Origin of the sequence: Streptomyces sp. NBC_00209 (genome assembly GCF_045206345.1) — a bacterium.
Lineage (GTDB): Bacteria > Actinomycetota > Actinomycetes > Streptomycetales > Streptomycetaceae > Streptomyces.
In genome coordinates this window covers 6,245,237-6,265,717 of sequence record NZ_CP108121.1, presented here as the reverse complement: position 1 = coordinate 6,265,717, position 20,481 = coordinate 6,245,237, and the positions used below count along the sequence as shown (strand labels likewise).

Sequence of the window (20,481 nt, the reverse complement as noted above, 5' to 3'; positions counted from 1 at the left end):
ACGAGGATGTACGCATGTCAGAATCTTCCAGCAGCGCACTGCCGCGCCAGATCGCCGACGCCTACGTCGACGCCTACATCGAACTCGACCCGATCTCCGGCACCTACCTCGGTGTCGCGGCAAGCTCGCGCCGCCTTCCCGACTTCTCCCCGGCAGGCCAGGAACAGCTGGCCGCGCTGGCCCGGGACACGCTCGCCCGGCTGGACCGCGCGGAGCAGCTGCCCGGGGCCGCCGATGACGCCGAGCGCCGCTGCGGCCGGCTGCTGCGGGAGCGGCTGACGGCCGAACTCGCCGTCCACGACGCGGACGAGGCGCTGCGGGCCGTTTCCAATCTGCACTCGCCGGCGCACTCGGTCCGTGGGGTGTTCACGGTGACGCCGACCGAGACGGACGAGGACTGGGCGGCCGTCGTGGAGCGGCTGCGGGCCGTTCCGGCGGCGCTGGCCGGCTACCAGGAGTCCCTGGCGCTCGGTCTGGAGCGCAAGCTGTACGGCGGTCCGCGCGCCACCGCCACCTTCGTCGGGCAGCTGGACGAGTGGGTCGGGGACGGCACGAAGGGCTTCTTCCAGGACTTCGTCGCGAACGGCCCGGACGCCCTGCGCGCGGACCTGGACGCGGCCGCCGCGCAGGCCGCCGGCGCCCTGGACGAGCTGCGCCGCTGGATGCGCGAGGTGTACGCGCCGGCGGTCGAGGGCGAGCCCGACACGGTGGGCCGTGAGCGCTACGCCCGCTGGTCGCGCTACTTCAACGGCACCGACCTGGACCTGGACGAGGCGTACGCGTACGGCTGGTCCGAATACCACCGGCTGCTCGCCGAGATGAAGACCGAGGCGGAGAAGGTGCTGCCGGGCGCGGGCCCCTGGGAGGCGCTGGCCCATCTCGATGTGCACGGCAAGCACATCGAGGGCGTGGACGAGGTCCAGGCGTGGCTTCAGAGCCTGATGGACGAGGCGATCGAGGCGCTGGACGGCACGCACTTCGAACTGGCCGAGCGGGTGCGCCGGGTGGAGTCGCGGATCGCCCCGCCCGGCGGCGCCGCCGCCCCGTACTACACGGGCCCCTCCGAGGACTTCTCGCGGCCCGGCCGCACCTGGCTGCCGACCATGGGTGAGACCCGCTTCCCGGTGTACGACCTGGTGTCGACCTGGTACCACGAGGGCGTTCCCGGCCACCACCTCCAGCTCGCCCAGTGGGCGCACGTGGCGGAGAGCCTGTCGCGCTACCAGGCGTCGATCGGCATGGTCAGCGCCAACGCCGAGGGCTGGGCGCTGTACGCGGAGCGGCTGATGGACGAGCTGGGCTTCCTGCCCGACGCGGAGCGCCGGCTCGGCTACCTGGACGCGCAGATGATGCGCGCCTGCCGGGTGATCGTGGACATCGGCATGCACGTGGGCCTGGAGATCCCGGCCGACTCGCCGTTCCACCCGGGTGAGCGGTGGACGCCGGAGCTGGCGCAGGAGTTCTTCGGCAACCACAGCGGCCGGCCCGCCGACTTCGTGGAGAGCGAGCTGACCCGCTACCTCTCGATGCCGGGCCAGGCCATCGGCTACAAGCTGGGCGAGCGCGCCTGGCTGCTGGGCCGGGAGAACGCCCGGGCGGCGCACGGGGACGCCTTCGACCTCAAGGCGTGGCACATGGCGGCCCTGTCCCAGGGTCCGCTGGGCCTGGACGACCTGGTGGACGAGCTGTCGAAGCTCTGACCTGGTGCGGCCGGCCCCGGGGCACCGCCCCCGGGGCCGGCCGCCGTCAGCAGCCGCAGTCGTCCGTCCCGGCCGGTGCGGTCAGCGGGTCGGCCGCGCGCTTCCCCTCGCCCTCCCAGGTCTCGTACGGGAATCCCTCGCGCGCCCAGTACTCGAAGCCGCCGAGCATCTCCTTCACCCGGTAGCCGAGCCGGGCCAGGGCGAGGGCGGCGCGGGTGGCGCCGTTGCAGCCGGGGCCCCAGCAGTAGGTGACCACCGGCACGGCCGGGTCGAGGAGCCGGGGCGCCTGCGCGGCGATGAGCGCCGTCGGCAGGTGCAGGGCGCCCGGGATGTGCCCCTGGTCCCAGGACTCGGTGGACCGGGAGTCGAGGAGGACGAAGCCGGGGTCGCCTCCGCCGGTGAGGGCGGCCGCGACGTCCGAGACGTCGGCGTGGAAGGCGAGCGAGGCTCCGAAGTGGGCGACCGCGTCGGCCGGTTCGGCGGGCGGGACGCTCAGGACGGGGTGGGCGGTGAGAGTGCCGGGCTGGGAGGTCATGCCTGAGAATCTATGAGCGGCGCCCCCGGTCCGGAAGGCGGGATCCCCGGCAGCTGCCTTGATCTACCGGGGATTCCACGGTTCCCTGTCCGTATGAACGACTATTCCCCGGACGCCACCGACTGGCGCATTCTCGACGTGCTGCAACGCGAGGGCCGCGCGTCCTTCGCGGAGCTGGCGCGGGCGGTGGCCATGTCGCCGAGCGCCGTGACCGAGCGGGTCCGCCGGCTGGAGGAGGCCGGGGTGATCAGCGGTTACGCGGCCGTGGTCGATCCGGAACGGCTCGGGCTGCCGATCCTCGCCTTCGTACGGCTGCGGTATCCGAACGGCAACTACAAGCCGTTCCACGACCTGTTGGAGACGACGCCGGAGATCGTGGAGGCCCATCACGTCACCGGCGACGACTGCTTCGTGCTCAAGGTGACGGCCCGCTCGATGAGCCATCTGGAGACCGTCTCCGGGAAGATCGGCGCGCTCGGCTCGGTCACCACCAGCGTCGTCTACTCCTCGCCGCTGCCGGGGCGGCCGATCAGTCGCTGAGCCCGTCCGCCCCGGCCCGGAGCCGCACGGCCGACCCGTGCCGCTCCTTCACCACCTCCAGCTGGGCGGGGATGCGGCGGCGCAGGTCCGCGACATGGCTGACGATGCCGACACTGCGGTCCCGTTCGCGCAACGAGTCGAGCACGTCGAGCACTTCGTCCAGCGTCTGGTCGTCCAGGCTGCCGAACCCCTCGTCGATGAACAGGGTGTCGAGCCGTACGCCTCCGGCCTCGTCGGTCACGACGTCGGCGAGGCCGAGCGCCAGGGCGAGCGAGGCGAAGAACGTCTCGCCGCCGGAGAGCGTGGCGGTGTCGCGCTCGCGGCCGGTCCAGGCGTCGATGACGTGCAGGCCGAGCCCCGCCCGGCGGCCGCCGGTACGGGCGTCGGAGTGGACGAGCTGGTAGCGGCCCGAGGACATCCGCCGCAACCGGGCGGTGGCCGCCGCCGCGACCTGTTCGAGACGGGCCGCGAGCACGTACGACTCCAGGCGCATCTTGCGCGCGTTGTCCGCCGAGGTGCCCGCGGTGAGCCCGGCGAGCCGGGCGACGCGTTCGTACTCCTCGCGCACCGGACCGAGGCGACGCACCTCGTCCGCCACGCGGCGGGAGAGCCTGGCGAGTTCGGTACGGCGTTCCCGCGCGGCGTCGAGCCCGGCCGCGGCCTCCCGCAACGCGCGCTCGGCCCGGCCGAAGCGCTCCCGGGCGGCTTCAGGGGCGGCGGGCGGGCAGTCCGCCGCGTCCCGGGCACCGGTCTCGGCGAGCCGGTCGGCGACCGCCGCGGCCTCGGCCTGCCAGGCGTCGATGCGGTGCTGGAGCGTACGCTGCGCCGCGTCGTCCAGCAGCGTCGCGGCGGCGGCCGCCGGCGTGTCGAACCCGGCCCGGAACGCGGCGTCCGCGAGCCGGTCGTCGGCCTCCTTCAGCCGGGCCGCCGCGCTCTCCTCCTCGCGCACCGCCACGCCCGCCCCGGCGAGCAGGGCGACCCGCCGCTGCAGCACGGCGGCGTGCTCGGCGACGCTCGGGTATCCCCCGCGCGCCCGGTCCAGCACCGCGTCGATGTCCGTCTGCTCCCGGTCCAGCGACTCGCGCCGCGAGGTCCGCGCGGCACCCCGCTGCCCGACCCGCTGCCGCTCCTCGGCCCGCCGCCGCTGCTCCCGCTCGGCCCCGGCCAGCGCCTCCCGCGCGGAGTGCGCCCCGGCGGCGAGGCGGTACGCCTCGGCGTGCTCGGCGGCGAGCCCGTCCACGAGGTCGGCGAGTTGGGCGACGCCGGGGTCGCCGTCGTCCGCCGCGACCGCGGTCCACTCGGAGTCGCCCGGTCCGATGCCGGTGCCCTTGCCGGGAGCCGACGCCGGAGCGGAGGCCGGGGCGGCCGCGCCACCTGCCGGAGCGGCGGCGTCCGGGGCCGTCGCGGCATCGGTGGCGGCCGTCTCCCCGTCACCGGCCGCCCCGACGGCCCCCGCCGCCTCGGCGCGAGCCGTCGCGTGGCGTTCGCGTACCAGGGCCAGGGACTGTTCCGCCGTGGCGCGGGCCCGTTCCGCCTCGCGGTGGGCGCGTTCGGCGGCTTCCTCCGCCGCACGGTCCACGTGCCCGTCGCCGGGGCGGGCCGGGGCCGGGTGGTCCGGGGCGCCGCAGACCGCGCAGGGGGTGCCGTCGGCCAGCTGGGCGGCGAGTTCGGCCGCGATGTCGCGGAGGCGGCGTTCACGCAGGTCGAGCCAGTGTTCATGGGCGGCGAGGGCCTGTTCGCGGGCGGCCGCGAGCTGCTGACCGGCTGCCCTCGCCTCGGCGGCCAGCGCGTCGCGGCGGCACGCCGCGTCCAGGCGGCGGCGGGCCGGGTCGAGGCGGCGGGCCAGGAGTTCGGTGCGGGTGGCGGCTTCGAGGGCGGTGTCCAGCCGGGCCTGGAGGTCCTGCCGGTTGGCCTCCCAGTGGGCGAGCCAGTCCTCGGCATCGCGGACCAGTTCCTCGTCGGCCCGGGCCTGCCGGTCCAGGGCGACGCGCTCCTCGGCGATCCGGGCGGCCCGCTGTTCGGCGCGCCGGGCCGATTCGAGGCCGCCCAGCTCCTCGCGGAGCCGGTGCTCCAGAGCCGCCAGTTGTTCGGCGCCCGCCTCGGCCAGGGGCTCGGGCAGCCGGCCCAGGGCGCCGTCCCGCTCCTCGCGTGCCCGCCGGTACGCCCGCTCCGCCGCCTCGCGCAGTTCGAGGGCCGGGGCGACGAGGTCCGCCTTGCGGGCGCGTGCGAGGCGGTCCCGCGCCTCCTCGTGGGCGGCGCGGCCGGTCTCCACGGCGTCGGCGCGGTGCCGGGTCTCGGCGTACCGCTGCTGGAGCGCGGCGAGTTCCCGTTCGGCGTCCAGGGCGATGCGGGCGGCGGCGTGCCGGCGCTCCGCCGTGGCCACGACCGACGCGGCGATGTCGTGGCGTTCACCGGCACCGCTGCGGGCGGTGGCGGCCCAGCCGAGGACGGCGTCCGCGAGGCCGGGGTCGCCGGGCTGGAGGTCCGGCAGCGGGTACTCGCGGGCAGCGGGCCCGGCGGCCTGGGCGATGCGCTGGGCGAGCGCGAGGATCTGGTCGTCACCGGCCTTGACCTGGGCCTCGGCCACCCGGCGCAGCTCGGCGAGGCGGTCCTCGACGGCCGCGAAGCGCCGGGTGTCGAAGAGCCGCCCGAGGAGCCGGCCGCGCGCCTCGGCGTCGGCGCGCAGGAAGCGGGCGAACTCGCCCTGGGGCAGCAGGACCACCTGGCAGAACTGTTCTCGGCTCATGCCGACGAGCTGGGTGATCTCCTCCCCGATCTCCTGGTGCGACCGGCTGAGCGCCCGCCAGCCGTCCTCGGGGTCGTACTCACGCAGCCAGCTCTGCGCCTTCTCCGTGGTGTGGCCGCCGCCCCGCTTCTTGGGGCGGGGCTGGGCCGGGCGCCGGGTGATCTCCAGGCGGCGCCCGCCGACGGTGAGGTCGAGCAGCACCTCGGTCGGCAGGTCCGCGGGGGCGTGGTCGCTGCGCAGCGAGGTGCCGGGGCCCTGCCGGGCACCGGGGACCGCCCCGTACAGGGCGTAGCAGACGGCGTCCAGGACGGAGGTCTTGCCGGCCCCGGTCGGCCCGTGGAGCAGGAAGAGCCCGGCGGCGGAGAGCGCCTCGAAGTCGATCTCCTGGGTGGCGCCGAAGGGTCCGAACGCGGTGACGCGGAGGGTGTGGAGCCTCACCGGTTCACCTCGTGTACGCCGTCGTCCACCCGGACGTGGTCGAAGGCGCCCCGCAGCACCGCCCGCTCCTGCTCGTCGGTCCCCCAGCCGCCGCGGACGTGGGCCACGAAGTCCTCCGCGATGGTCTGGTCGTCGCGGCCGCGCAGGCGGCGGGCGTAGGAGAGGTCCGGGTCGTCGGGTGCCCGGTCCGGTTCGAAGACGAGGGCGAGCGTGTGCGGGAAGCGCTCGGTGAGGCGGGCCATCGGGTCGGTGGGGCGGACCGGGTCGGTGAGGGTGGCCTCGACCCAGGCGTCCTCGTGGCGGTCGAGCGCGGGGTCGTCGAGGAGGTCGTCCAGCCGGCCGTGCAGCCGGGCGAGGCGGCGGGGCACCGGGCAGTCGATCCGTTCGCCGGTGACCGCCCCGGAGGCGTCCAGGTCGATGAGCCACATGGTCTTGCGGTGGGTGGCCTCGGAGAACGAGTAGGCGAGCGGGGAGCCGGAGTACCGGACGCGGTCGGTGACGGCCTGGCAGCCGTGGAGGTGGCCGAGGGCCGCGTAGTCGACGCCGTCGAAGACCCCGGCCGGGACCGCGGCGACGCCGCCCACGGTGATGTCGCGCTCGCTGTCGCTGGGCTCGCCGCCGGCGACGAAGGCGTGGGCGAGGACGACGGAGCGGGTGGAGTCCGGGCGTGCGGCGAGGTCGGCGCGGACACGGTCCATGGCGGCGGCGAGCACGGCCTCGTGCCCGGCGCGCTCGGCCTTGAAGACGTCCTTGACCAGGGCGGGTTCCAGGTACGGCAGCCCGTAGAACGCCACGTCGCCGTGCGCGTCGGGGATGACGACGGGCGTGCCGCAGCGCGCGGGGTCGGTGCGCAGGTGGATGCCGGCCCGGCCGATGAGCCCGGCGCCGACGCCGAGGCGGCGGGCGGAGTCGTGGTTGCCGGAGATCATCACCGTGGGCACCCCGGCGGCGGCGAGCCGGTGCAGGGCGTCATCGAAGAGCTGGACGGCGCTGAGCGGGGGCACCGCCCTGTCGTACACGTCACCCGCCACCACGACGACGTCGGCCTCGTGCTCGGCGACGGTGGCGACCAGGTGGTCGAGGTAGGCGGCCTGGGCGTCGAGCAGGGGGACCCGGTGGAACGACCGGCCGAGGTGCCAGTCCGATGTGTGCAGAATCCTCAAGACCCGGCTCCGGTCCGCATGCGCTTCCTCCGCCCCTGTGCCCTCACGCCCCCCAGTGTCCCATCCCGCCGGGGGCCAGGGGGCGCGTCCGGGAAGCCCACCCGGCCCGCGACGCGCCTGTCGTCACGCGTCGTCGTACGCCTCGCCGCCCAGCTCCATCCGCGCCTCGCCCGCCGTCGCGTCGGCCAGCCAGCGGCGGAACGCCTCGACGTCGGCGTCCGGCAGCGCGATCTCGATGGTCACGTCGGCCGCGTACCGGACCTCGCGCACGGTCCGTCCGGTGGCGCGCAGTTCGTTCTCCAGCCTGCCCGCCCGCTGGTGCCCGACGGTGACGGTGGCGAGCCGGAAGCGGCGGCGGGTGCGGGTGCCGAGTGTGTCGAGGGCTTCCCCGACCACTCCCCCGTACGCCCTGATCAGCCCGCCGGCACCCAGCTTCACACCGCCGTAGTAGCGGGTGACCACGGCGACGGCGAAGCAGACCTCGCGGCGGGTGAGCATCTGGAGCATGGGGACGCCGGCGGTTCCGCCGGGCTCGCCGTCGTCGCTCGCCTTCTGTACGGAGGCGCCGATCACGTACGCGTAGCAGTTGTGCGTGGCGGCCGGGTGCTCCCTGCGGACGCGGGCGATGAACTCCTGCGCCTCCTCCTCGGTGGCCGCGGGGGCGAGCGCGCAGAGGAAGCGGGACCGGTTGATCTCGCTCTCGTGCACGCCCGCGCGGGCGACGGTCCGGTACTCCTCCTGCATCCCGCCACCCTATGCGCACCTGCGGGAATGGCCGGAGCGGGCCGCCGGTTGTGCGGATCATGTACGCAGACACGGAGACGATCCGCAGGATCCTGGAAGACACCGGCGACACCTGGGCGGTGGTGGGCCTGTCCAACAACCGCTCGCGCGCCGCCTACGGGGTCGCCGAGGTGCTTCAGCGCTTCGGCAAGCTCGTGGTCCCGGTCCATCCGAAGGCCGAGCGGGTGCACGGCGAGGAGGGGTACGCGTCGCTGGCGGACATCCCGTTCCCGGTGGACGTGGTCGACGTCTTCGTCAACAGCGAGCTGGCGGGCGCGGTGGCCGACGAGGCGGTCGCCAAGGGCGCCCGGGCCGTCTGGTTCCAGCTCGGCGTGGTGGACGAGCAGGCGTACGCACGTACCCGGGCGGCCGGCCTGGACATGGTCATGGACCGCTGCCCCGCCATCGAGATCCCGAGGCTCGGTTAGGGCGCTTCGGGGGCCCGCACCCCCAGTCCGTCGAGGATCACCGCGCCCGGCAGGGCGCCCAGCGCCTTGCCGGTCACGATCAGCTTGCCCCGGCGCGAGCCGCTGCCGATGAGGACCCACTCCTCGTCCAGGACGGCGGAGTCGATCAGCAGCGGCCAGGCGGCGGGGAGCCCGATGGGCGTGATGCCGCCGTACTCCATGCCGGTCTCGCCGACCGCGGTGTCCATCGAGGCGAAGCGCGCCTTGCGCAGGCCGAGGTGCTTGCGGGCGACGCCGTTCACATCGACGCGGGAGTGCGACAGGACCAGGCAGGCGGCGAGGGTGACGTCGGCGCCGCGCTTGCCGGAGAGGACGACGCAGTTCGCCGAGTGGTCGAGCAGATCGGCCCCGTGGTGGGCGACGAAGGCCGCCGTGTCGGCGATCTCCGGGTCGGTGTCGACGTGCAGGACCTGGTCGGGGGTGATGCCGCCCCAGCCGGTGCGCACCGCCTCGGCCACCGGGGCGGTGAGCAGGTCCTGACGGTCGACGGCGGGGGTGGCGTCCGCGAAGGAGCCGATGGGTGCGCGCATGCGCGTCACGCTAACAGCGCCGTACGCGGGCCTGTGCGCCGTCTCATCTGACGGGCGGAACGCTTACGGCCATGGTGAGTTCGACCGGTACGGTGCCCTCGTTGCGGTAGGCGTGCGGGTGGTGCGCCTCGAAGGTGGCGGAGGTGCCGGCGCCCATCTCGTAGGGGGTGTCGGCGACGACGAGCGTGAGCGTTCCGGCGGTGACGTGGAGGAGTTCGACCGTGCCCTCGGGGTGCGGGTCGGAGCGGGTGCCCTCGCCGGGCATCAGCCGCCAGGAACAGAGTTCGAACGGGCCCCGGGCGTCCGTGCCGACCAGGAGCGTGGTCGAGCTGCCCGCGTCGGAGGACCAGAGGCGGACGGCCTGGTCGGGGGGGACCAGGCGGACCGGGGAGCCCTGTTCGTAGTCGAGCAGGCTGGCGATGCTGACGCCGAGCGCGTCGGCCAGCTTGACCGTGGTGCCGACGCTCGGATTGGTGCGGGCCTGCTCGATCTGGATGATCATGCCGCGGCTGACCCCGGCGCGCGCGGCCAACTGGTCCAGGGTGAAGCCCCGTTCGCCGCGCCAGCGCTTGAGATTGCGCGCGAGGGACTGGGTCAGCTGATCGAGGTCCGTCACATTCCGTCCAATATTCTGTATGACACGGTCCATCATCCTGAACTACGGTGCGGTGTACCCACTCGTTCGCCGCACTGTACTGCGAGGCTTCCATGACCGCGCTGCTCGCCCTGGCCACCGCCCTCCTGTGGGGGCTGGCCGACTTCGGGGGCGGCCTGCTGACCCGGCGTACGCCCGCGCTGACCGTGATCGTGGTCTCGCAGATCATCGCGGCGGCGGTGCTGGGCCTGGTCGTGACCGCCACGGGCGGCTGGAGCGAGGCGGGGCCCCGCCTCTGGTACGCGGTCGCGGCGGGCGTCGTGGGACCGCTGGCGATGCTCTGCTTCTACCAGGCGCTCGCGCTCGGCCCGATGGGTGTGGTCTCCCCGCTCGGCTCGCTGGGCGTCGTCGTGCCGGTGGGCGTCGGGCTGATCGCCGGGGAGCGCCCGGGCCTCCTCCAGGGCGCCGGGGTCGCGGTGGCGGTCGTGGGCATCGTGATGGCGGGCGGTCCGCAGCTGCGCGGGGCGCCGGTGCAGCGGCGGGCGGTCCTGCTGACGCTGGTGGCGGCCTTCGGCTTCGGGGCCGTGATGTCGCTGATCGCCGAGGCGTCGACCACGGTGACCGGGCTGTTCCTCGCCCTGTTCGTGCAGCGCGTCACCAACGTGGCGGTGGGCGGTGGGGCGCTGTACGTCTCCGTGCGGCGCGGCGGCCGGGCGCTGCCCGAGGACGGGGGCGCGGCGGCGGTCCGGGCGGCGCTTTTGGCGCTGGCGTTCGTCGGCCTCGCGGACGTCGCGGCCAACGGCACGTACTCCCTGGCCGCCCAGCACGGCCCGGTCACCGTCGCCGCCGTGCTGGCCTCGCTGTACCCGGTGGTGACGGCCCTGGCCGCGCGCGGGGTCCTGAAGGAGCGGCTGCGGGGCGTGCAGGCGGCGGGTGCGGGGCTGGCCCTGGTGGGCACGGTGCTGCTCGCGACGGGGTAGGGCCTTCAGCCCTCTTCGAGCTGGGCCACGGCGAGGAGCTGTTCCGGGGTGACGCCCTCGGGGATCGGGACCGGGGCCGGTGTCCGCAGGGGCGGCTGCCAGCCCTTCTCCGGGTCCCAGCCGCGTACGACACGGGCGGGCGCTCCGGCCACCACCGACCGGTCGGGCACCTCGCCGCGGACCACCGCCCCGGCGGCCACGACGACGTTGCGGCCGAGGCGGGCGCCGGGCAGGATCACCGCGCCGGTGCCGATCCAGCAGCCCGGGCCGATGGAGACGGGCTCCATCCGGGGCCACTGCTTGCCGACCGGCTGGTGCGGGTCGTCGTAGCTGTGGTTGGTCGAGGTGATGTAGACGTACGGACCGCAGTACGTGTCCGAGCCGATGGTGACCGTCGTGTCGGCGACGACATGGCTGCCCCGGCCCAGCACGACACCGTCGCCCAGGGTGAGGATGGGGCCGGGCCCGAGGTCCAGGCCGGGCATGAGGCCCGCGGTGAGCGTGACCTGTTCGCCGATGATGCAGTGGTCGCCGAGCCGGATCCACGGCTCCCCGAAGACCGTGCCCTGCGGGAAGGCCAGCCGCGTCCCCTCGCCGATCCGGGCGAACCGCAGCCCTCCGGAGTGCTCGGCGGTGACCGCGCCCGCCTCGCGCGCCCAGCGCCAGCAGCGGTGGACGGCGCCGGACAGGGCGCGCCGCCGCCAGGCGGTCAGGGGGGCGAGCGGGTTCCGGTTCTTCGGCACGCGCTCACCGTAAGCCGCGCCCACCGGGCGGGCCGCGCGACCGGCCTGTGATCTTCACCCCAACACGGGGCCGCTCCGTCGCGTCGCATACGGTTTCCCCGGCGGCGACCGACGGCACCGGAGCACGGAGGAACGGGCGATGGCGGAGCAGGCGATGATCATGGGCATCGGCGGCAAGGAGCCCGTCATCGACGCGGAGGCGTTCACCGCCCCGACGTCGGTGGCGATCGGCGACATCACCATGGCGGCGGGCTCCAGCCTCTGGTACCAGGCGGTACTGCGCGCGGACTGCGGGCCCATCGTGATCGGCGCGGACTCCAACATCCAGGACAACTGCAGCGTCCACGTCGACCCCGGCTTCGTGGTGACGGTCGGCGAGCGGGTCTCGGTCGGCCACAACGCGGTCCTGCACGGCTGCACCATCGAGGACGACGTCCTCATCGGCATGGGGGCCACCGTCCTCAACGGCGCGCACATCGGCGCGGGCTCGCTGGTCGCAGCGCAGGCCCTCGTACCGCAGGGGATGCGCGTGCCGCCGGGGTCGCTGGTCGCGGGCATCCCGGCGAAGGTGAAGCGGGAGCTGACCGAGGAGGAGCTGGCGGGCGTCCGCTTCAACGCGGTGGGTTACGTGGAGCTGGCCAAGGCCCACCGCGAAGCCTGCGAGGGCTGAGGGACCGTCGGCTCAGTCCGCGACCGGCACGGTCCCCGGTTCCGGCTCGGCGGCCGCGGCGGAGTGCGCGGCGGCGGCCTTCTTGGCGCGGTTCTTGAGGACCAGCATGGAGGCGAGGCCGATCAGGACCGCGATGGCCAGGCCGAGGTAGGAGAACCGCTTGAGCCACGCCTCGGCGACGACGCCCACCGAGTAGATGACGGCCGTGGTGCCGCCCGCCCAGGCGATCCCGCCGAGCACGTTGGCGATGAGGAACTTCCAGTACGGCATGTGCAGCACACCGGCCAGCGGACCGGCGAAGATGCGCAGCAGGGCGACGAAGCGGCCGAAGAACACGGCCCACATGCCCCACTTCTGGAAGGAGCGCTCGGCCATGCCGATCTGGCTCTCGCCGAAGTGCTTGGGGAACTTCCCGCCGAGCCAGGCCAGCAGGGGCCGTCCGCCCTTGCGGCCGATGGCGTAACCGATCGAGTCCCCGATCACGGCTCCGGCGGTGGCGCAGGCGCCGAGGATCCAGGGGTTGATGCCGTCGTGGCTCGCGGCCAGCAGTGCGGCGCTGATCAGGACGATCTCGCCGGGCAGCGGGATGCCCAGGCTCTCCAGCCCGATGACGGCGCCCACCAGGATGTAGACGCTGATCGCGGGGACGGTCTCCAGCCACTCCTGGATGTGCAACGCCGTTTCCTCACGTAGTGATGGCCTGTCGCTCGCCGGACACTCATCGGCGCACCGCGGGAAGCCTACCCTCAGCTTCACGGAGGCGGACAGCGAGAAGGGCCGCCGGTGCGGGGCGGCCCTTCTCGTACGGATGCGGAGCCGCGGCCCTACGGCTCAGGAGTTCGGGCGCAGCGTCCAGATCACGGTCATCTCACCGGTCACGGCGCCGTCGCCGCGCCGGATCTCCACGGTCACCGGGAATTCGGGGCGCTCGCCCGCGTCGAGTTCGGCGACGACCTCGGCGGCGGGGCGGCCGAGGACGGCGGTCGCGGTGACCTCGCCCATGGCCAGCTTCTTGTAGCCGATCTCGGCGCCGACCGCGAGCGGCACGGCCCGGGAGAGCTGGTCGCCGAAGGCGGCGATGACGATGGCGCCGCTCGCCGACTCGGCCAGCGTGAACATCGCTCCGGCGTGCGGTCCGCCGACGTGGTTGTGGTAGCCGGCCTGGTCCGGCAGGCGGACCACCGCGCGCTCGGCGGTCGACTCCAGGAATTCGAGGTGGAGGGTCCGGACCATGGGAACCGTCGCGGCGAGCATCTCGCCCGCGGTCATCTGTTCAGCGCTCATGGACGGGATGTTACTCATGGGTAGACAGCTTTGGCCATGCCTCTGCGGACACGCATCGGGCGGGCCGCCGCCGCTCCTTCACCGTTCGCACACGGGGGCGGACGTAGCACGCGGGGCAGGGCCCCTCTATCGTTACTCGCCATGTGGCCAGGACAGCAGCCGCCCGGGGGCGAGCAGAACCCGCAGGACCAGAACCAGAACCCGTACCAGCAGCCGGGGTACCAGCAGCCGAATCCCTATCAGCAGCCGGGATATCAGCAGCAGGGACAGCCGCCGAACCAGCAGCCGGGCCAGCAGCCCGGCTACGGCTACCCGCAGCAGGGCGGGCAGGGGGGGTACGGACAGCCCAACCCGTACCAGCAACCGACGGTTCCGCAGTACGCGGTGCCCGGTCCTCCCGGTGACCCGCAGCCGGGCAACGACAAGAAGAAGACGACGGTCATCGCCATCGTCGCCGCGACGGCGGTCGTGGTGGCCGCCGCGGTCACCGGTGTCATCGTGCTGAACAAGGACGACGACAAGGACGGCAAGAACGTCGCCGACGACAAGAAGTCGTCCGCGCCCGTCAAGCCGTCCGGCTCCCCGTCCTCGCCGGAAGACAACCCGCGCGGCGGCGAGGACGCCAAGCCGCAGATCGCGGGCTGGAAGGTCGTGACGAACCCCAAGTGGGGCACCCAGTTCGACGTGCCCGGCGACTGGGAGGTGTCCCCGCCCGGCGTGCAGTCCTTCTTCGAGGACGAGAAGAAGAACGACGGCCTGCCGCTCATCGGCTTCACCGGGCCGGCGGACCTCAAGCAGGAGTGGTGCACCGACGACGCCGACAAGGACGGCGTCAAGGACAAGTACAGCCTGGCCGGCACCGGCACCCGGGGGGCGCAGGGCGCCACGGACGCCGATGTGAACGCCCGCAACGAGGCGGGCACCTGGGCGTGGGCCGCGTTCGCGCAGCACATGCCGAAGAAGACCATCAAGATCAGCAAGGCCAAGCAGTACACCACCAAGTCGGGGCTGTCGGGGAGCCTGGTCACCGCGACCGCGCCCAACGTCACCAAGCGCTCCAAGTGCAGCAGTGACGGCAAGTCGTACGCCTTCACGTTCAAGAACAAGAAGAACGAGTTCGCCTCGTGGGTGCTGTACGCCGCCGCGGGCGTGGACGACGAGCTGCCGAACGCGACGATCGAGAAGATCCTCAGCACCGTACGTCTGGTGCCGGTCGTGGACCCCGACGGCGATTCCTGACCCCGGTCGGGGAACTTATTTGCACAACCGGGCGGCGGCCGCGATAGTCCCTGAGTGACCGAAGCAGCCGCCCCCGCCTCCCGCACCACCCGACCCGTCCCGGCGGGCCGCAACTACCGGCTGCTGACCGCCGCCTCGATCATCACCGCCCTGGGCACCCACGGCGCGCTGATCGCGGCGGCGTTCGCGGTTCTCCAGTCGGGTGGCGACGCCGGTGACGTCGGTCTCGTCGCCGCCGCCAAGACCGTGCCGCTGGTGCTGTTCCTGCTCATCGGCGGGGCGATAGCAGACCGGATGCCGCGCCACCGGGTGATGGTCGCGGCCAACACCCTCAACTGCGTCTCGCAGGCCCTCTTCGCCCTGCTGGTCCTGGCCGGCGACCCGAAGCTGTGGCAGATGATGCTGCTCACCGCGCTCTGCGGCACCGGGCAGGCGTTCTTCGGCCCGGCGGCCGAGGGCATGCTGATGTCGAGCGTCAGCGGCGAACAGGCGAGCCGCGCCTTCGCGCTCTTCCGGATGTCGACGCAGGGCGCCGCGATCGGGGGCGCGGCCCTCGGCGGCGCCATGATCGCGGCCATGGACCCGGGCTGGGTGCTCGCCGTCGACGCGGCCGCCTTCGCGGTCGCCGGAGCCCTGCGCGCCTTCCTCGACGTCAGCCACATCCCGGCACGTGAACCCGGGGGCGGGCTGCTCGCGGACCTGCGGGACGGCTGGCAGGAGTTCACGGGCCGCCCCTGGCTGTGGGCCATCGTCGCCCAGTTCTCCGTGGTGGTCGCCGCCGTCGGAGCGGCCGAGGCGGTCTACGGTCCGCTGGTCGCCCGCGACTCACTCGGCGGCGCCCGGCCCTGGGGCTTCGCGCTCGCCGCGTTCGGCGTCGGCAACCTGGCCGGGGCGCTGCTGATGATGCGGTGGAAGCCGCGCCGGCTGCTGCTGGCCGGAACGCTCTGCGTCTTCCCGCTGGCCCTGCCGTCCGCCGGGCTCGCGGTACCGCTGTCGGCGTACTGGCTCTGCCTGGTGATGTTCGTCACCGGTACGGCGATCGAGGTGTTCGGCGTCTCCTGGATGACGGCCATGCACCAGGAGATCCCGGAGGAGAAGCTGTCGCGCGTCTCGGCCTACGACTGGTTCGGTTCGGTGGCCATGGTGCCGGTCGCCACCGCTCTCGCCGGACCGGTCGAGTCGCTGGTCGGGCGCTCCCAGGCGCTGTGGGGGTGCGCGGGTCTGGTCGTGCTCGTCACGGGTGCGGTGCTGTTCGTTCCGGATGTACGCAACCTGACCCGCAGGTCCGAGACGGTCGAGGTGGCCGCCGCCCCGCTCGTACCGCCCACCTCAGCCGAGGCTGAAGGCGCCATCGGGCGGCTCGGGTGACGCCACCGCGTCCTCGTCCCCGACCGGCCGGGCCCCGTTGACGAACGCGGCCAGCGAGTCGCCGTGCTCCACCCGTGCCGCGAACGCGTCCGCCGCGCACCGGCGGGCCAGGGCAGGTATGTCGAACGGGGCGCGGGAGGCGACCAGGACCACGTTGCCGAAGCGGCGGCCGCGCAGCACGCCCGGCTCCGCGATCAGCGCCAGCTCCTCGAAGACCGCCGCGAAGGTGGCCAGCTGCGAGCGCAGGAAGCCGAACGGCGGCCCGTCGGCCAGGTTCGCGGCGTAGATCCCGTCCGGTCGCAACGCCCGCGCCGCCGCCCGGGCGTACGGGACCGAGGTGAGGTGCGCGGGGACCCGGGACCCGCCGAAGACGTCCGCGATCAGCAGGTCCACCGAGCCGGGGTCGGTCCCCTCAAGCCGGGCGCGGGCGTCCGCCGCGTGCACGGTGATGCCGCAGTCCGCGGGCAGCGGCAGATGCTCCGCGACGAGGCCGACGAGCCCGCGGTCCGCGTCCGCCACCTCCTGCCGGGAGCCGGGGCGGGTGGCCGCGACATAGCGGGGCAGGGTGAGGCCGCCGCCGCCCAGGTGCAGGACGTCCAGCGGCTCGCCCGGGTCCGCCGCGCAGTCCACGACATGGCCGAGCCGGCGGGCGTACTCGAACTCCAGGTGCTCGGGCGCGTCGAGGTCGACGTACGACTGCGGCGCGCCGTCGACCGTGAGCAGCCAGGCACGTTCCCGGTCCACGTCCGGGAGGAGGCGCGCGGTGCCGTGGTCCACGTCGCGGATGACGGGTATCGACTCGTTCACTCCCCCATTGTGAGGGCTCCCGGGGGAGGCGGGCCCGCCCGGGCCGACGACGGACGGGCCCGCCTCCCCCGGGGTCGGGGAAGGCGGGCCCCGGGGCCCGTACGGCTCAGAGCAGCTCCGTGACGGTGCCCGCGCCGACCGTGCGGCCGCCCTCGCGGATCGCGAAGCCGAGGCCCGGCTCCAACGGGACGTCCCGGCCCAGCTCGACGGTCATGGTGACCGTGTCGCCGGGGCGCGCGACCGCCGCCTCGCCGAGGTCCACGTCGCCGACCACGTCGGCCGTGCGGATGTAGAACTGCGGCCGGTACCCGGTGGTGACCGGGGTGGTGCGGCCGCCCTCGCGCCCCGACAGGACGTACACCCGCGCGGTGAAGCGCCGGCTCGGGGTGACGCTGCCCGGCGCCGCGACGACATGGCCGCGGCGCACCCGGTCGCGCTCGACGCCGCGCAGGAGCACCGCGACGTTGTCGCCGGCCTCGGCGGACTCCATCGGCTTGCCGAAGGTCTCCAGACCGGTGACGACCGTCTCGATGTCCGGGCCGAGCACCGACACCCGGTCGCCGACGCGGACCGTGCCGCGCTCCACGGCACCGGTGACGACCGTGCCCCGGCCGGTGATGGTCAGGACGTTCTCCACCGGCAGCAGGAACGGCGCGTCGGTGTAGCGCACCGGCATCGGCACATACGTGTCGACGGCGTCGAGCAGCGCCTCCACGGCCCCCGTCCAGCGGGGGTCGCCCTCCAGCGCCCGCAACCCCGACACCCGTACGACGGGCACCGTGTCGCCGCCGTAGCCGTGCGCGGACAACAGCTCGCGGACCTCCAGCTCCACGAGGTCGGTCAGCACTGTGTCCTCGCCGTCATCGGCGGCGTCCGCCTTGTTGAGGGCCACCACGATGTGGTCGACGCCCACCTGGCGGGCGAGCAGGACGTGCTCGGCGGTCTGCGGCATGATCCCGTCGACCGCGGAGACGACGAGGATCGCCCCGTCGAGCTGGGCGGCCCCGGTGACCATGTTCTTGATGTAGTCGGCGTGGCCGGGCATGTCGATGTGCGCGTAGTGCCGGGTGCCGGTCTCGTACTCGACGTGCGCGATGTTGATGGTGATGCCGCGCTGCGCCTCCTCGGGCGCGCGGTCGATGCGGTCGAAGGGGACGAAGGTGCCGGTGCCGCGGTCGCTGAGCACCTTGGTGATGGCGGCGGTCAGGGTCGTCTTGCCGTGGTCGACGTGGCCCATGGTGCCGATGTTGAGGTGCGGCTTGGTGCGCACGTATGCCGTCTTGGGCATGGGTTCATTCCTTGGGATGCGAAGCGTGACATGAGGACCCCGGGGCCGGCCGACCCTCCCCTCGCGGGGTCCGCCGGACGGCCGGGGGAGGGTCAGCTTCGGGCGCCGCCGAGGGGCGCTGCGGCAGCGGTGACCGCTGCGGCGCCACCTGCTGCGAGGGTGCGCACGGCAGCCTTCGGCGCGTCCGCGACTGCGGACGGCGCTGCGGGGAAGGCGTACCGGGACATGCGCCGATCATCTCCGAGGGGCCGCCCGCCCGTCGAGCGAATTACGGCGGGCCGTACGGGGATTGGGCGCCCCCGCCGTGGCCCCGGCGGGGGCGCGTTACGGCGATCACACACCCTTGTCGGTTAGTCTCCCCGCATGCTCGACACCGTCCCCGCCGCCCGGCCCGCCCCGGCTCCCGGCCTCGCCGTGCGCTGCACGCGGGTGCTGCTGTCGCCGTGGTCCCGGCTCTCGCTGCTCGTCGCCGTGCTGGTGGCCGCCGCGACGGCCATGCTGCTCCTGGATCCGCAGCGGCTGCTGACCTCGGGCCGGCTCGGGGAGCTGAGCGGCGGTTCCACGGCGGTGGTGCTCTTCGGACTCGCGTACGGCGTCTGCACGGTGGCGTTCGTGCCGCGTCCGCTGCTGAACCTCGCGGCGGGAGCCCTGTTCGGGGCGCAGGCGGGGCTCGCGGCGGCGATCGGCGGCACGGTGCTGGGCGCGGGGGTCTCCTTCATGCTCGGCCGGGTCCTGGGCCAGGACGCCTTGCGCACCCTGGTGCGGGGGCGCTGGCTGCGGGCGGCGGACGGGCAGCTGAGCCGGCACGGCTTCCGCTCGATGCTGGCGCTGCGGCTCTTCCCCGGGGTGCCGTTCGCCGCCGCCAACTACTGCGCGGCCGTCTCGCGCATGGGCTGTCCGCCGTTCCTCGTGGCGACGGGCCTGGGCTCGGTCCCGAACACCGCCGCCTATGTGGTGGCGGGCAGCGAGGCGTCGTCGCCGACCTCACCCGCGTTCCTGGCGGCGATGGGCTTCATCGTGCTGACGGGGGCCGGCGCGGCCGTGGTCGCCTGGCGGCGCCGGCACCGCCTCGGCGTCTGAGGACCGCGACCTGCCGGGCCGCGCGGGGGGTGTCGCCGGGCGTTCACCCGGGGGCGATACGCTGCCCGCGACCGACAGACGAGACAGGGCCCGGCCGGGCCCTGTCCTCGCGTGACCGCAAACCGCCCGACGCCTGCGCCCGACGCCGGCGGCCGGTGCACGAGTACCCCGGGATGGCCCAAGCCCCATGAGCTGGTTCGAATCGTTCGTCCTCGGCCTCGTCCAGGGACTGACCGAGTTCCTGCCGATCTCCTCCAGCGCGCATCTGCGGCTCACCGCGGCGTTCGCCGACTGGCAGGACCCGGGCGCGGCCTTCACCGCGATCACCCAGATCGGCACGGAGGCCGCGGTCCTCATCTACTTCCGCAAGGACATCGCGCGGATCGTCTCGGCGTGGTTCAGGTCGCTGACGGACCGTTCGATGCGCGGCGACCACGACGCCAAGATGGGCTGGCTGGTCATCATCGGCTCCCTCCCGATCGGTGTGCTCGGCCTGGCGTTCCAGGACCAGATCGAGGGCCCGTTCCGCGATCTGCGGCTGATCGCCACCACCCTGATCGTGATGGGCATCGTGCTGGGTGTCGCGGACCGGATGGCCGCCCGCGACGAGAAGGGCGGCAGGCACCGGGCCGGCAAGCAGCGCAAGACCCTGCGTGAACTGGGCGTGAAGGACGGCCTCATCTACGGCTGCTGCCAGGCGTTGGCTCTTGTCCCCGGCGTCTCGCGGTCCGGCGCCACGATCAGCGGCGGTCTGCTGATGGGCTACACACGGGAGGCGGCGGCACGTTACTCGTTCCTGCTGGCGGTCCCGGCGGTCCTCGCCTCGGGCGTCTTCGAGCTGAAGGACGCGGGCGAGGGGCACGTGTCCTGGGGCCCGACGATCTTCGCGACGGTCATCGCGTTCGGGGTGGGGTACGCGGTCATCGCGTGGTTCATGAAGTTCATCACGACGAAGAGCTTCATGCCGTTCGTGATCTACCGGATCGTCCTGGGCGTGCTGCTCTTCATCCTCGTCGGCGCCGATGCGCTGAGCCCGCACGCGGGTGAGTCGGCGGGCTGACCTCCGTAGTACGCGGCCCCCGGCCTCGGCCGGGGGCCGCGCCGCGTCAGGTCTCCGTGTCGTCGCCGGGGCCCTCGGCGCCGAACTGCTCGGCGCGCAGGGCGAGGTCCTGGAGCACGTCCGCCGAGGTGACGTCCGTCTGCCCGGAGTCGTGGATCTGGGCCAGCATGGCGAACGCCAGGGTGAACGCCCCGACGAGCTGTTCCACCGCTCCCCCGACCTCGCGTCCGACGACCACGACCACGTCCTCGACCGTGGCGTCCTCGGGGATGGCGATCCGGGGCATGGTCTCGTTGAGTAGGGCGGTCACCACGGTCGAGTCGGTGTCGGCGTCGTCGCGGTCCGGGTTCTCCTCCAGCAGCCGGCGCATCTCCCCCGCCTCGGTGAGGATGCCGACCACACGCTTCACCACTTCGCTCTGCTCCATACCGCGAGCATAGGCGCAGCCGGACCGGCCCAGAGGGA

Annotated in this window: 21 protein-coding genes; 9 read left to right on the top strand and 12 right to left on the bottom strand. The window is 73.8% G+C overall.

Features of this window, described 5'->3' with window-relative positions; genetic code table 11:
* Nucleotides 1-14: 14 nt before the first annotated feature.
* The gene (locus tag OG867_RS28485; protein WP_328899094.1) at nucleotides 15-1,700 is read left to right on the top strand and encodes a DUF885 domain-containing protein; all 1,686 of its coding nucleotides are present in this window, start codon (nucleotides 15-17) and stop codon (nucleotides 1,698-1,700) included.
* Nucleotides 1,701-1,746: 46 nt separating this feature from the next.
* Here the strand turns inward: OG867_RS28485 and OG867_RS28480 are convergent, their stop codons facing one another.
* Nucleotides 1,747-2,235, bottom strand: a complete 489-nt coding sequence (locus tag OG867_RS28480) for a rhodanese-like domain-containing protein (protein ID WP_406289637.1) — start codon at nucleotides 2,233-2,235, stop codon at nucleotides 1,747-1,749.
* A gap of 93 nt (nucleotides 2,236-2,328) precedes the next feature.
* Between OG867_RS28480 and OG867_RS28475 the strand changes: the two genes are divergently transcribed.
* Entirely contained in the window at nucleotides 2,329-2,775 is a 447-nt protein-coding gene (locus OG867_RS28475) for an Lrp/AsnC family transcriptional regulator (protein ID WP_406289634.1), read from the top strand.
* Here OG867_RS28475 and OG867_RS28470 read toward each other — a convergent pair.
* The 3 genes from OG867_RS28470 to OG867_RS28460 all read right to left on the bottom strand — a co-directional run bounded on the left by OG867_RS28470 (nucleotide 2,765) and on the right by OG867_RS28460 (nucleotide 7,866).
* Nucleotides 2,765-5,959, bottom strand: a complete 3,195-nt coding sequence (locus OG867_RS28470; RefSeq protein ID WP_406289632.1) for an AAA family ATPase — start codon at nucleotides 5,957-5,959, stop codon at nucleotides 2,765-2,767. The two genes, OG867_RS28475 and OG867_RS28470, sit on opposite strands and share 11 nt — an antisense overlap.
* On the bottom strand, nucleotides 5,956-7,122 hold the full coding sequence (locus tag OG867_RS28465) for an exonuclease SbcCD subunit D (protein WP_328899098.1): 1,167 nt from the start codon (nucleotides 7,120-7,122) through the stop codon (nucleotides 5,956-5,958). Before OG867_RS28465 ends, OG867_RS28470 begins: the two co-directional genes overlap by 4 nt.
* A gap of 123 nt (nucleotides 7,123-7,245) precedes the next feature.
* A complete protein-coding gene (locus OG867_RS28460; RefSeq protein ID WP_406289629.1) occupies nucleotides 7,246-7,866 on the bottom strand; it encodes a YigZ family protein in 621 nt (206 codons plus the stop codon).
* Between the two features lie 59 nt (nucleotides 7,867-7,925).
* Between OG867_RS28460 and OG867_RS28455 the strand changes: the two genes are divergently transcribed.
* Nucleotides 7,926-8,333 (top strand): CoA-binding protein, encoded by a 408-nt coding sequence (locus OG867_RS28455; protein WP_406289627.1) that lies wholly within the window; start codon nucleotides 7,926-7,928, stop codon nucleotides 8,331-8,333.
* On the opposite strand, the gene OG867_RS28450 is transcribed toward OG867_RS28455, so the two are convergent.
* Complete coding sequence (locus OG867_RS28450; protein ID WP_406289625.1) at nucleotides 8,330-8,902, bottom strand: YbaK/EbsC family protein; 573 nt, start codon at nucleotides 8,900-8,902, stop codon at nucleotides 8,330-8,332. The genes OG867_RS28455 and OG867_RS28450 overlap by 4 nt on opposite strands.
* A gap of 43 nt (nucleotides 8,903-8,945) precedes the next feature.
* The gene (locus OG867_RS28445; RefSeq protein ID WP_328899102.1) at nucleotides 8,946-9,518 is read right to left on the bottom strand and encodes an XRE family transcriptional regulator; all 573 of its coding nucleotides are present in this window, start codon (nucleotides 9,516-9,518) and stop codon (nucleotides 8,946-8,948) included.
* A 92-nt stretch (nucleotides 9,519-9,610) separates the two neighbouring features.
* Here OG867_RS28445 and OG867_RS28440 point away from each other — a divergent pair, with 92 nt between their 5' ends.
* Nucleotides 9,611-10,477 carry an EamA family transporter gene (locus OG867_RS28440; protein WP_406289622.1) on the top strand — a complete coding sequence of 289 codons (867 nt, stop codon included), beginning with the start codon at nucleotides 9,611-9,613 and terminating at the stop codon, nucleotides 10,475-10,477.
* 5 nt (nucleotides 10,478-10,482) lie between these two features.
* Here OG867_RS28440 and OG867_RS28435 read toward each other — a convergent pair whose 3' ends face one another.
* On the bottom strand, nucleotides 10,483-11,220 hold the full coding sequence (locus OG867_RS28435; protein WP_406289620.1) for an acyltransferase: 738 nt from the start codon (nucleotides 11,218-11,220) through the stop codon (nucleotides 10,483-10,485).
* A 139-nt stretch (nucleotides 11,221-11,359) separates the two neighbouring features.
* Here OG867_RS28435 and OG867_RS28430 point away from each other — a divergent pair, with 139 nt between their 5' ends.
* Nucleotides 11,360-11,890 carry a gamma carbonic anhydrase family protein gene (locus tag OG867_RS28430; protein WP_328899105.1) on the top strand — a complete coding sequence of 177 codons (531 nt, stop codon included), beginning with the start codon at nucleotides 11,360-11,362 and terminating at the stop codon, nucleotides 11,888-11,890.
* Between the two features lie 12 nt (nucleotides 11,891-11,902).
* Here the strand turns inward: OG867_RS28430 and OG867_RS28425 are convergent, their stop codons facing one another.
* Together OG867_RS28425 and OG867_RS28420 are read right to left on the bottom strand one after the other, a co-directional pair.
* Nucleotides 11,903-12,565 carry a DedA family protein gene (locus OG867_RS28425; protein WP_406289618.1) on the bottom strand — a complete coding sequence of 221 codons (663 nt, stop codon included), beginning with the start codon at nucleotides 12,563-12,565 and terminating at the stop codon, nucleotides 11,903-11,905.
* 156 nt (nucleotides 12,566-12,721) lie between these two features.
* The gene (locus OG867_RS28420) at nucleotides 12,722-13,159 is read right to left on the bottom strand and encodes a DUF4442 domain-containing protein (protein ID WP_328904252.1); all 438 of its coding nucleotides are present in this window, start codon (nucleotides 13,157-13,159) and stop codon (nucleotides 12,722-12,724) included.
* A gap of 156 nt (nucleotides 13,160-13,315) precedes the next feature.
* Here OG867_RS28420 and OG867_RS28415 point away from each other — a divergent pair, with 156 nt between their 5' ends.
* Both OG867_RS28415 and OG867_RS28410 read left to right on the top strand, forming a co-directional pair.
* A complete protein-coding gene (locus OG867_RS28415; protein WP_328899107.1) occupies nucleotides 13,316-14,413 on the top strand; it encodes a hypothetical protein in 1,098 nt (365 codons plus the stop codon).
* A 54-nt stretch (nucleotides 14,414-14,467) separates the two neighbouring features.
* On the top strand, nucleotides 14,468-15,781 hold the full coding sequence (locus OG867_RS28410) for an MFS transporter (protein ID WP_406289616.1): 1,314 nt from the start codon (nucleotides 14,468-14,470) through the stop codon (nucleotides 15,779-15,781).
* On the opposite strand, the gene OG867_RS28405 is transcribed toward OG867_RS28410, so the two are convergent.
* Both OG867_RS28405 and tuf read right to left on the bottom strand, forming a co-directional pair.
* Nucleotides 15,743-16,588 carry a spermidine synthase gene (locus tag OG867_RS28405; protein WP_406289614.1) on the bottom strand — a complete coding sequence of 282 codons (846 nt, stop codon included), beginning with the start codon at nucleotides 16,586-16,588 and terminating at the stop codon, nucleotides 15,743-15,745. The two genes, OG867_RS28410 and OG867_RS28405, sit on opposite strands and share 39 nt — an antisense overlap.
* A 106-nt stretch (nucleotides 16,589-16,694) precedes the next feature.
* On the bottom strand, nucleotides 16,695-17,876 hold the full coding sequence (gene tuf / locus OG867_RS28400; protein WP_406289612.1) for an elongation factor Tu: 1,182 nt from the start codon (nucleotides 17,874-17,876) through the stop codon (nucleotides 16,695-16,697).
* Between the two features lie 363 nt (nucleotides 17,877-18,239).
* Here tuf and OG867_RS28395 point away from each other — a divergent pair, with 363 nt between their 5' ends.
* Both OG867_RS28395 and OG867_RS28390 read left to right on the top strand, forming a co-directional pair.
* Entirely contained in the window at nucleotides 18,240-18,956 is a 717-nt protein-coding gene (locus OG867_RS28395) for a TVP38/TMEM64 family protein (RefSeq protein ID WP_406289610.1), read from the top strand.
* A 187-nt stretch (nucleotides 18,957-19,143) separates the two neighbouring features.
* Nucleotides 19,144-20,016 carry an undecaprenyl-diphosphate phosphatase gene (locus tag OG867_RS28390; protein WP_406289608.1) on the top strand — a complete coding sequence of 291 codons (873 nt, stop codon included), beginning with the start codon at nucleotides 19,144-19,146 and terminating at the stop codon, nucleotides 20,014-20,016.
* 46 nt (nucleotides 20,017-20,062) lie between these two features.
* On the opposite strand, the gene OG867_RS28385 is transcribed toward OG867_RS28390, so the two are convergent.
* A complete protein-coding gene (locus tag OG867_RS28385; protein WP_406289606.1) occupies nucleotides 20,063-20,443 on the bottom strand; it encodes a hypothetical protein in 381 nt (126 codons plus the stop codon).
* Nucleotides 20,444-20,481: the final 38 nt, after the last annotated feature.

Excerpts from the sequence above, each read along its gene's own strand:
- OG867_RS28485 (WP_328899094.1), top strand. The coding sequence starts at position 15 with ATGTCAGAATCTTCCAGCAGCGCACTGCCGCGCCAGATCGCCGACGCC.
- OG867_RS28480 (WP_406289637.1), bottom strand. The coding sequence starts at position 2,235 with ATGACCTCCCAGCCCGGCACTCTCACCGCCCACCCCGTCCTGAGCGTC.
- OG867_RS28475 (WP_406289634.1), top strand. The coding sequence starts at position 2,329 with ATGAACGACTATTCCCCGGACGCCACCGACTGGCGCATTCTCGACGTG.
- OG867_RS28460 (WP_406289629.1), bottom strand. The coding sequence starts at position 7,866 with ATGCAGGAGGAGTACCGGACCGTCGCCCGCGCGGGCGTGCACGAGAGC.
- OG867_RS28455 (WP_406289627.1), top strand. The coding sequence starts at position 7,926 with ATGTACGCAGACACGGAGACGATCCGCAGGATCCTGGAAGACACCGGC.
- OG867_RS28450 (WP_406289625.1), bottom strand. The coding sequence starts at position 8,902 with ATGCGCGCACCCATCGGCTCCTTCGCGGACGCCACCCCCGCCGTCGAC.
- OG867_RS28440 (WP_406289622.1), top strand. The coding sequence starts at position 9,611 with ATGACCGCGCTGCTCGCCCTGGCCACCGCCCTCCTGTGGGGGCTGGCC.
- OG867_RS28430 (WP_328899105.1), top strand. The coding sequence starts at position 11,360 with ATGGCGGAGCAGGCGATGATCATGGGCATCGGCGGCAAGGAGCCCGTC.
- OG867_RS28420 (WP_328904252.1), bottom strand. The coding sequence starts at position 13,159 with ATGACCGCGGGCGAGATGCTCGCCGCGACGGTTCCCATGGTCCGGACC.
- OG867_RS28415 (WP_328899107.1), top strand. The coding sequence starts at position 13,316 with ATGTGGCCAGGACAGCAGCCGCCCGGGGGCGAGCAGAACCCGCAGGAC.
- tuf (WP_406289612.1), bottom strand. The coding sequence starts at position 17,876 with ATGCCCAAGACGGCATACGTGCGCACCAAGCCGCACCTCAACATCGGC.
- OG867_RS28395 (WP_406289610.1), top strand. The coding sequence starts at position 18,240 with ATGCTCGACACCGTCCCCGCCGCCCGGCCCGCCCCGGCTCCCGGCCTC.
- OG867_RS28390 (WP_406289608.1), top strand. The coding sequence starts at position 19,144 with ATGAGCTGGTTCGAATCGTTCGTCCTCGGCCTCGTCCAGGGACTGACC.
- OG867_RS28385 (WP_406289606.1), bottom strand. The coding sequence starts at position 20,443 with ATGGAGCAGAGCGAAGTGGTGAAGCGTGTGGTCGGCATCCTCACCGAG.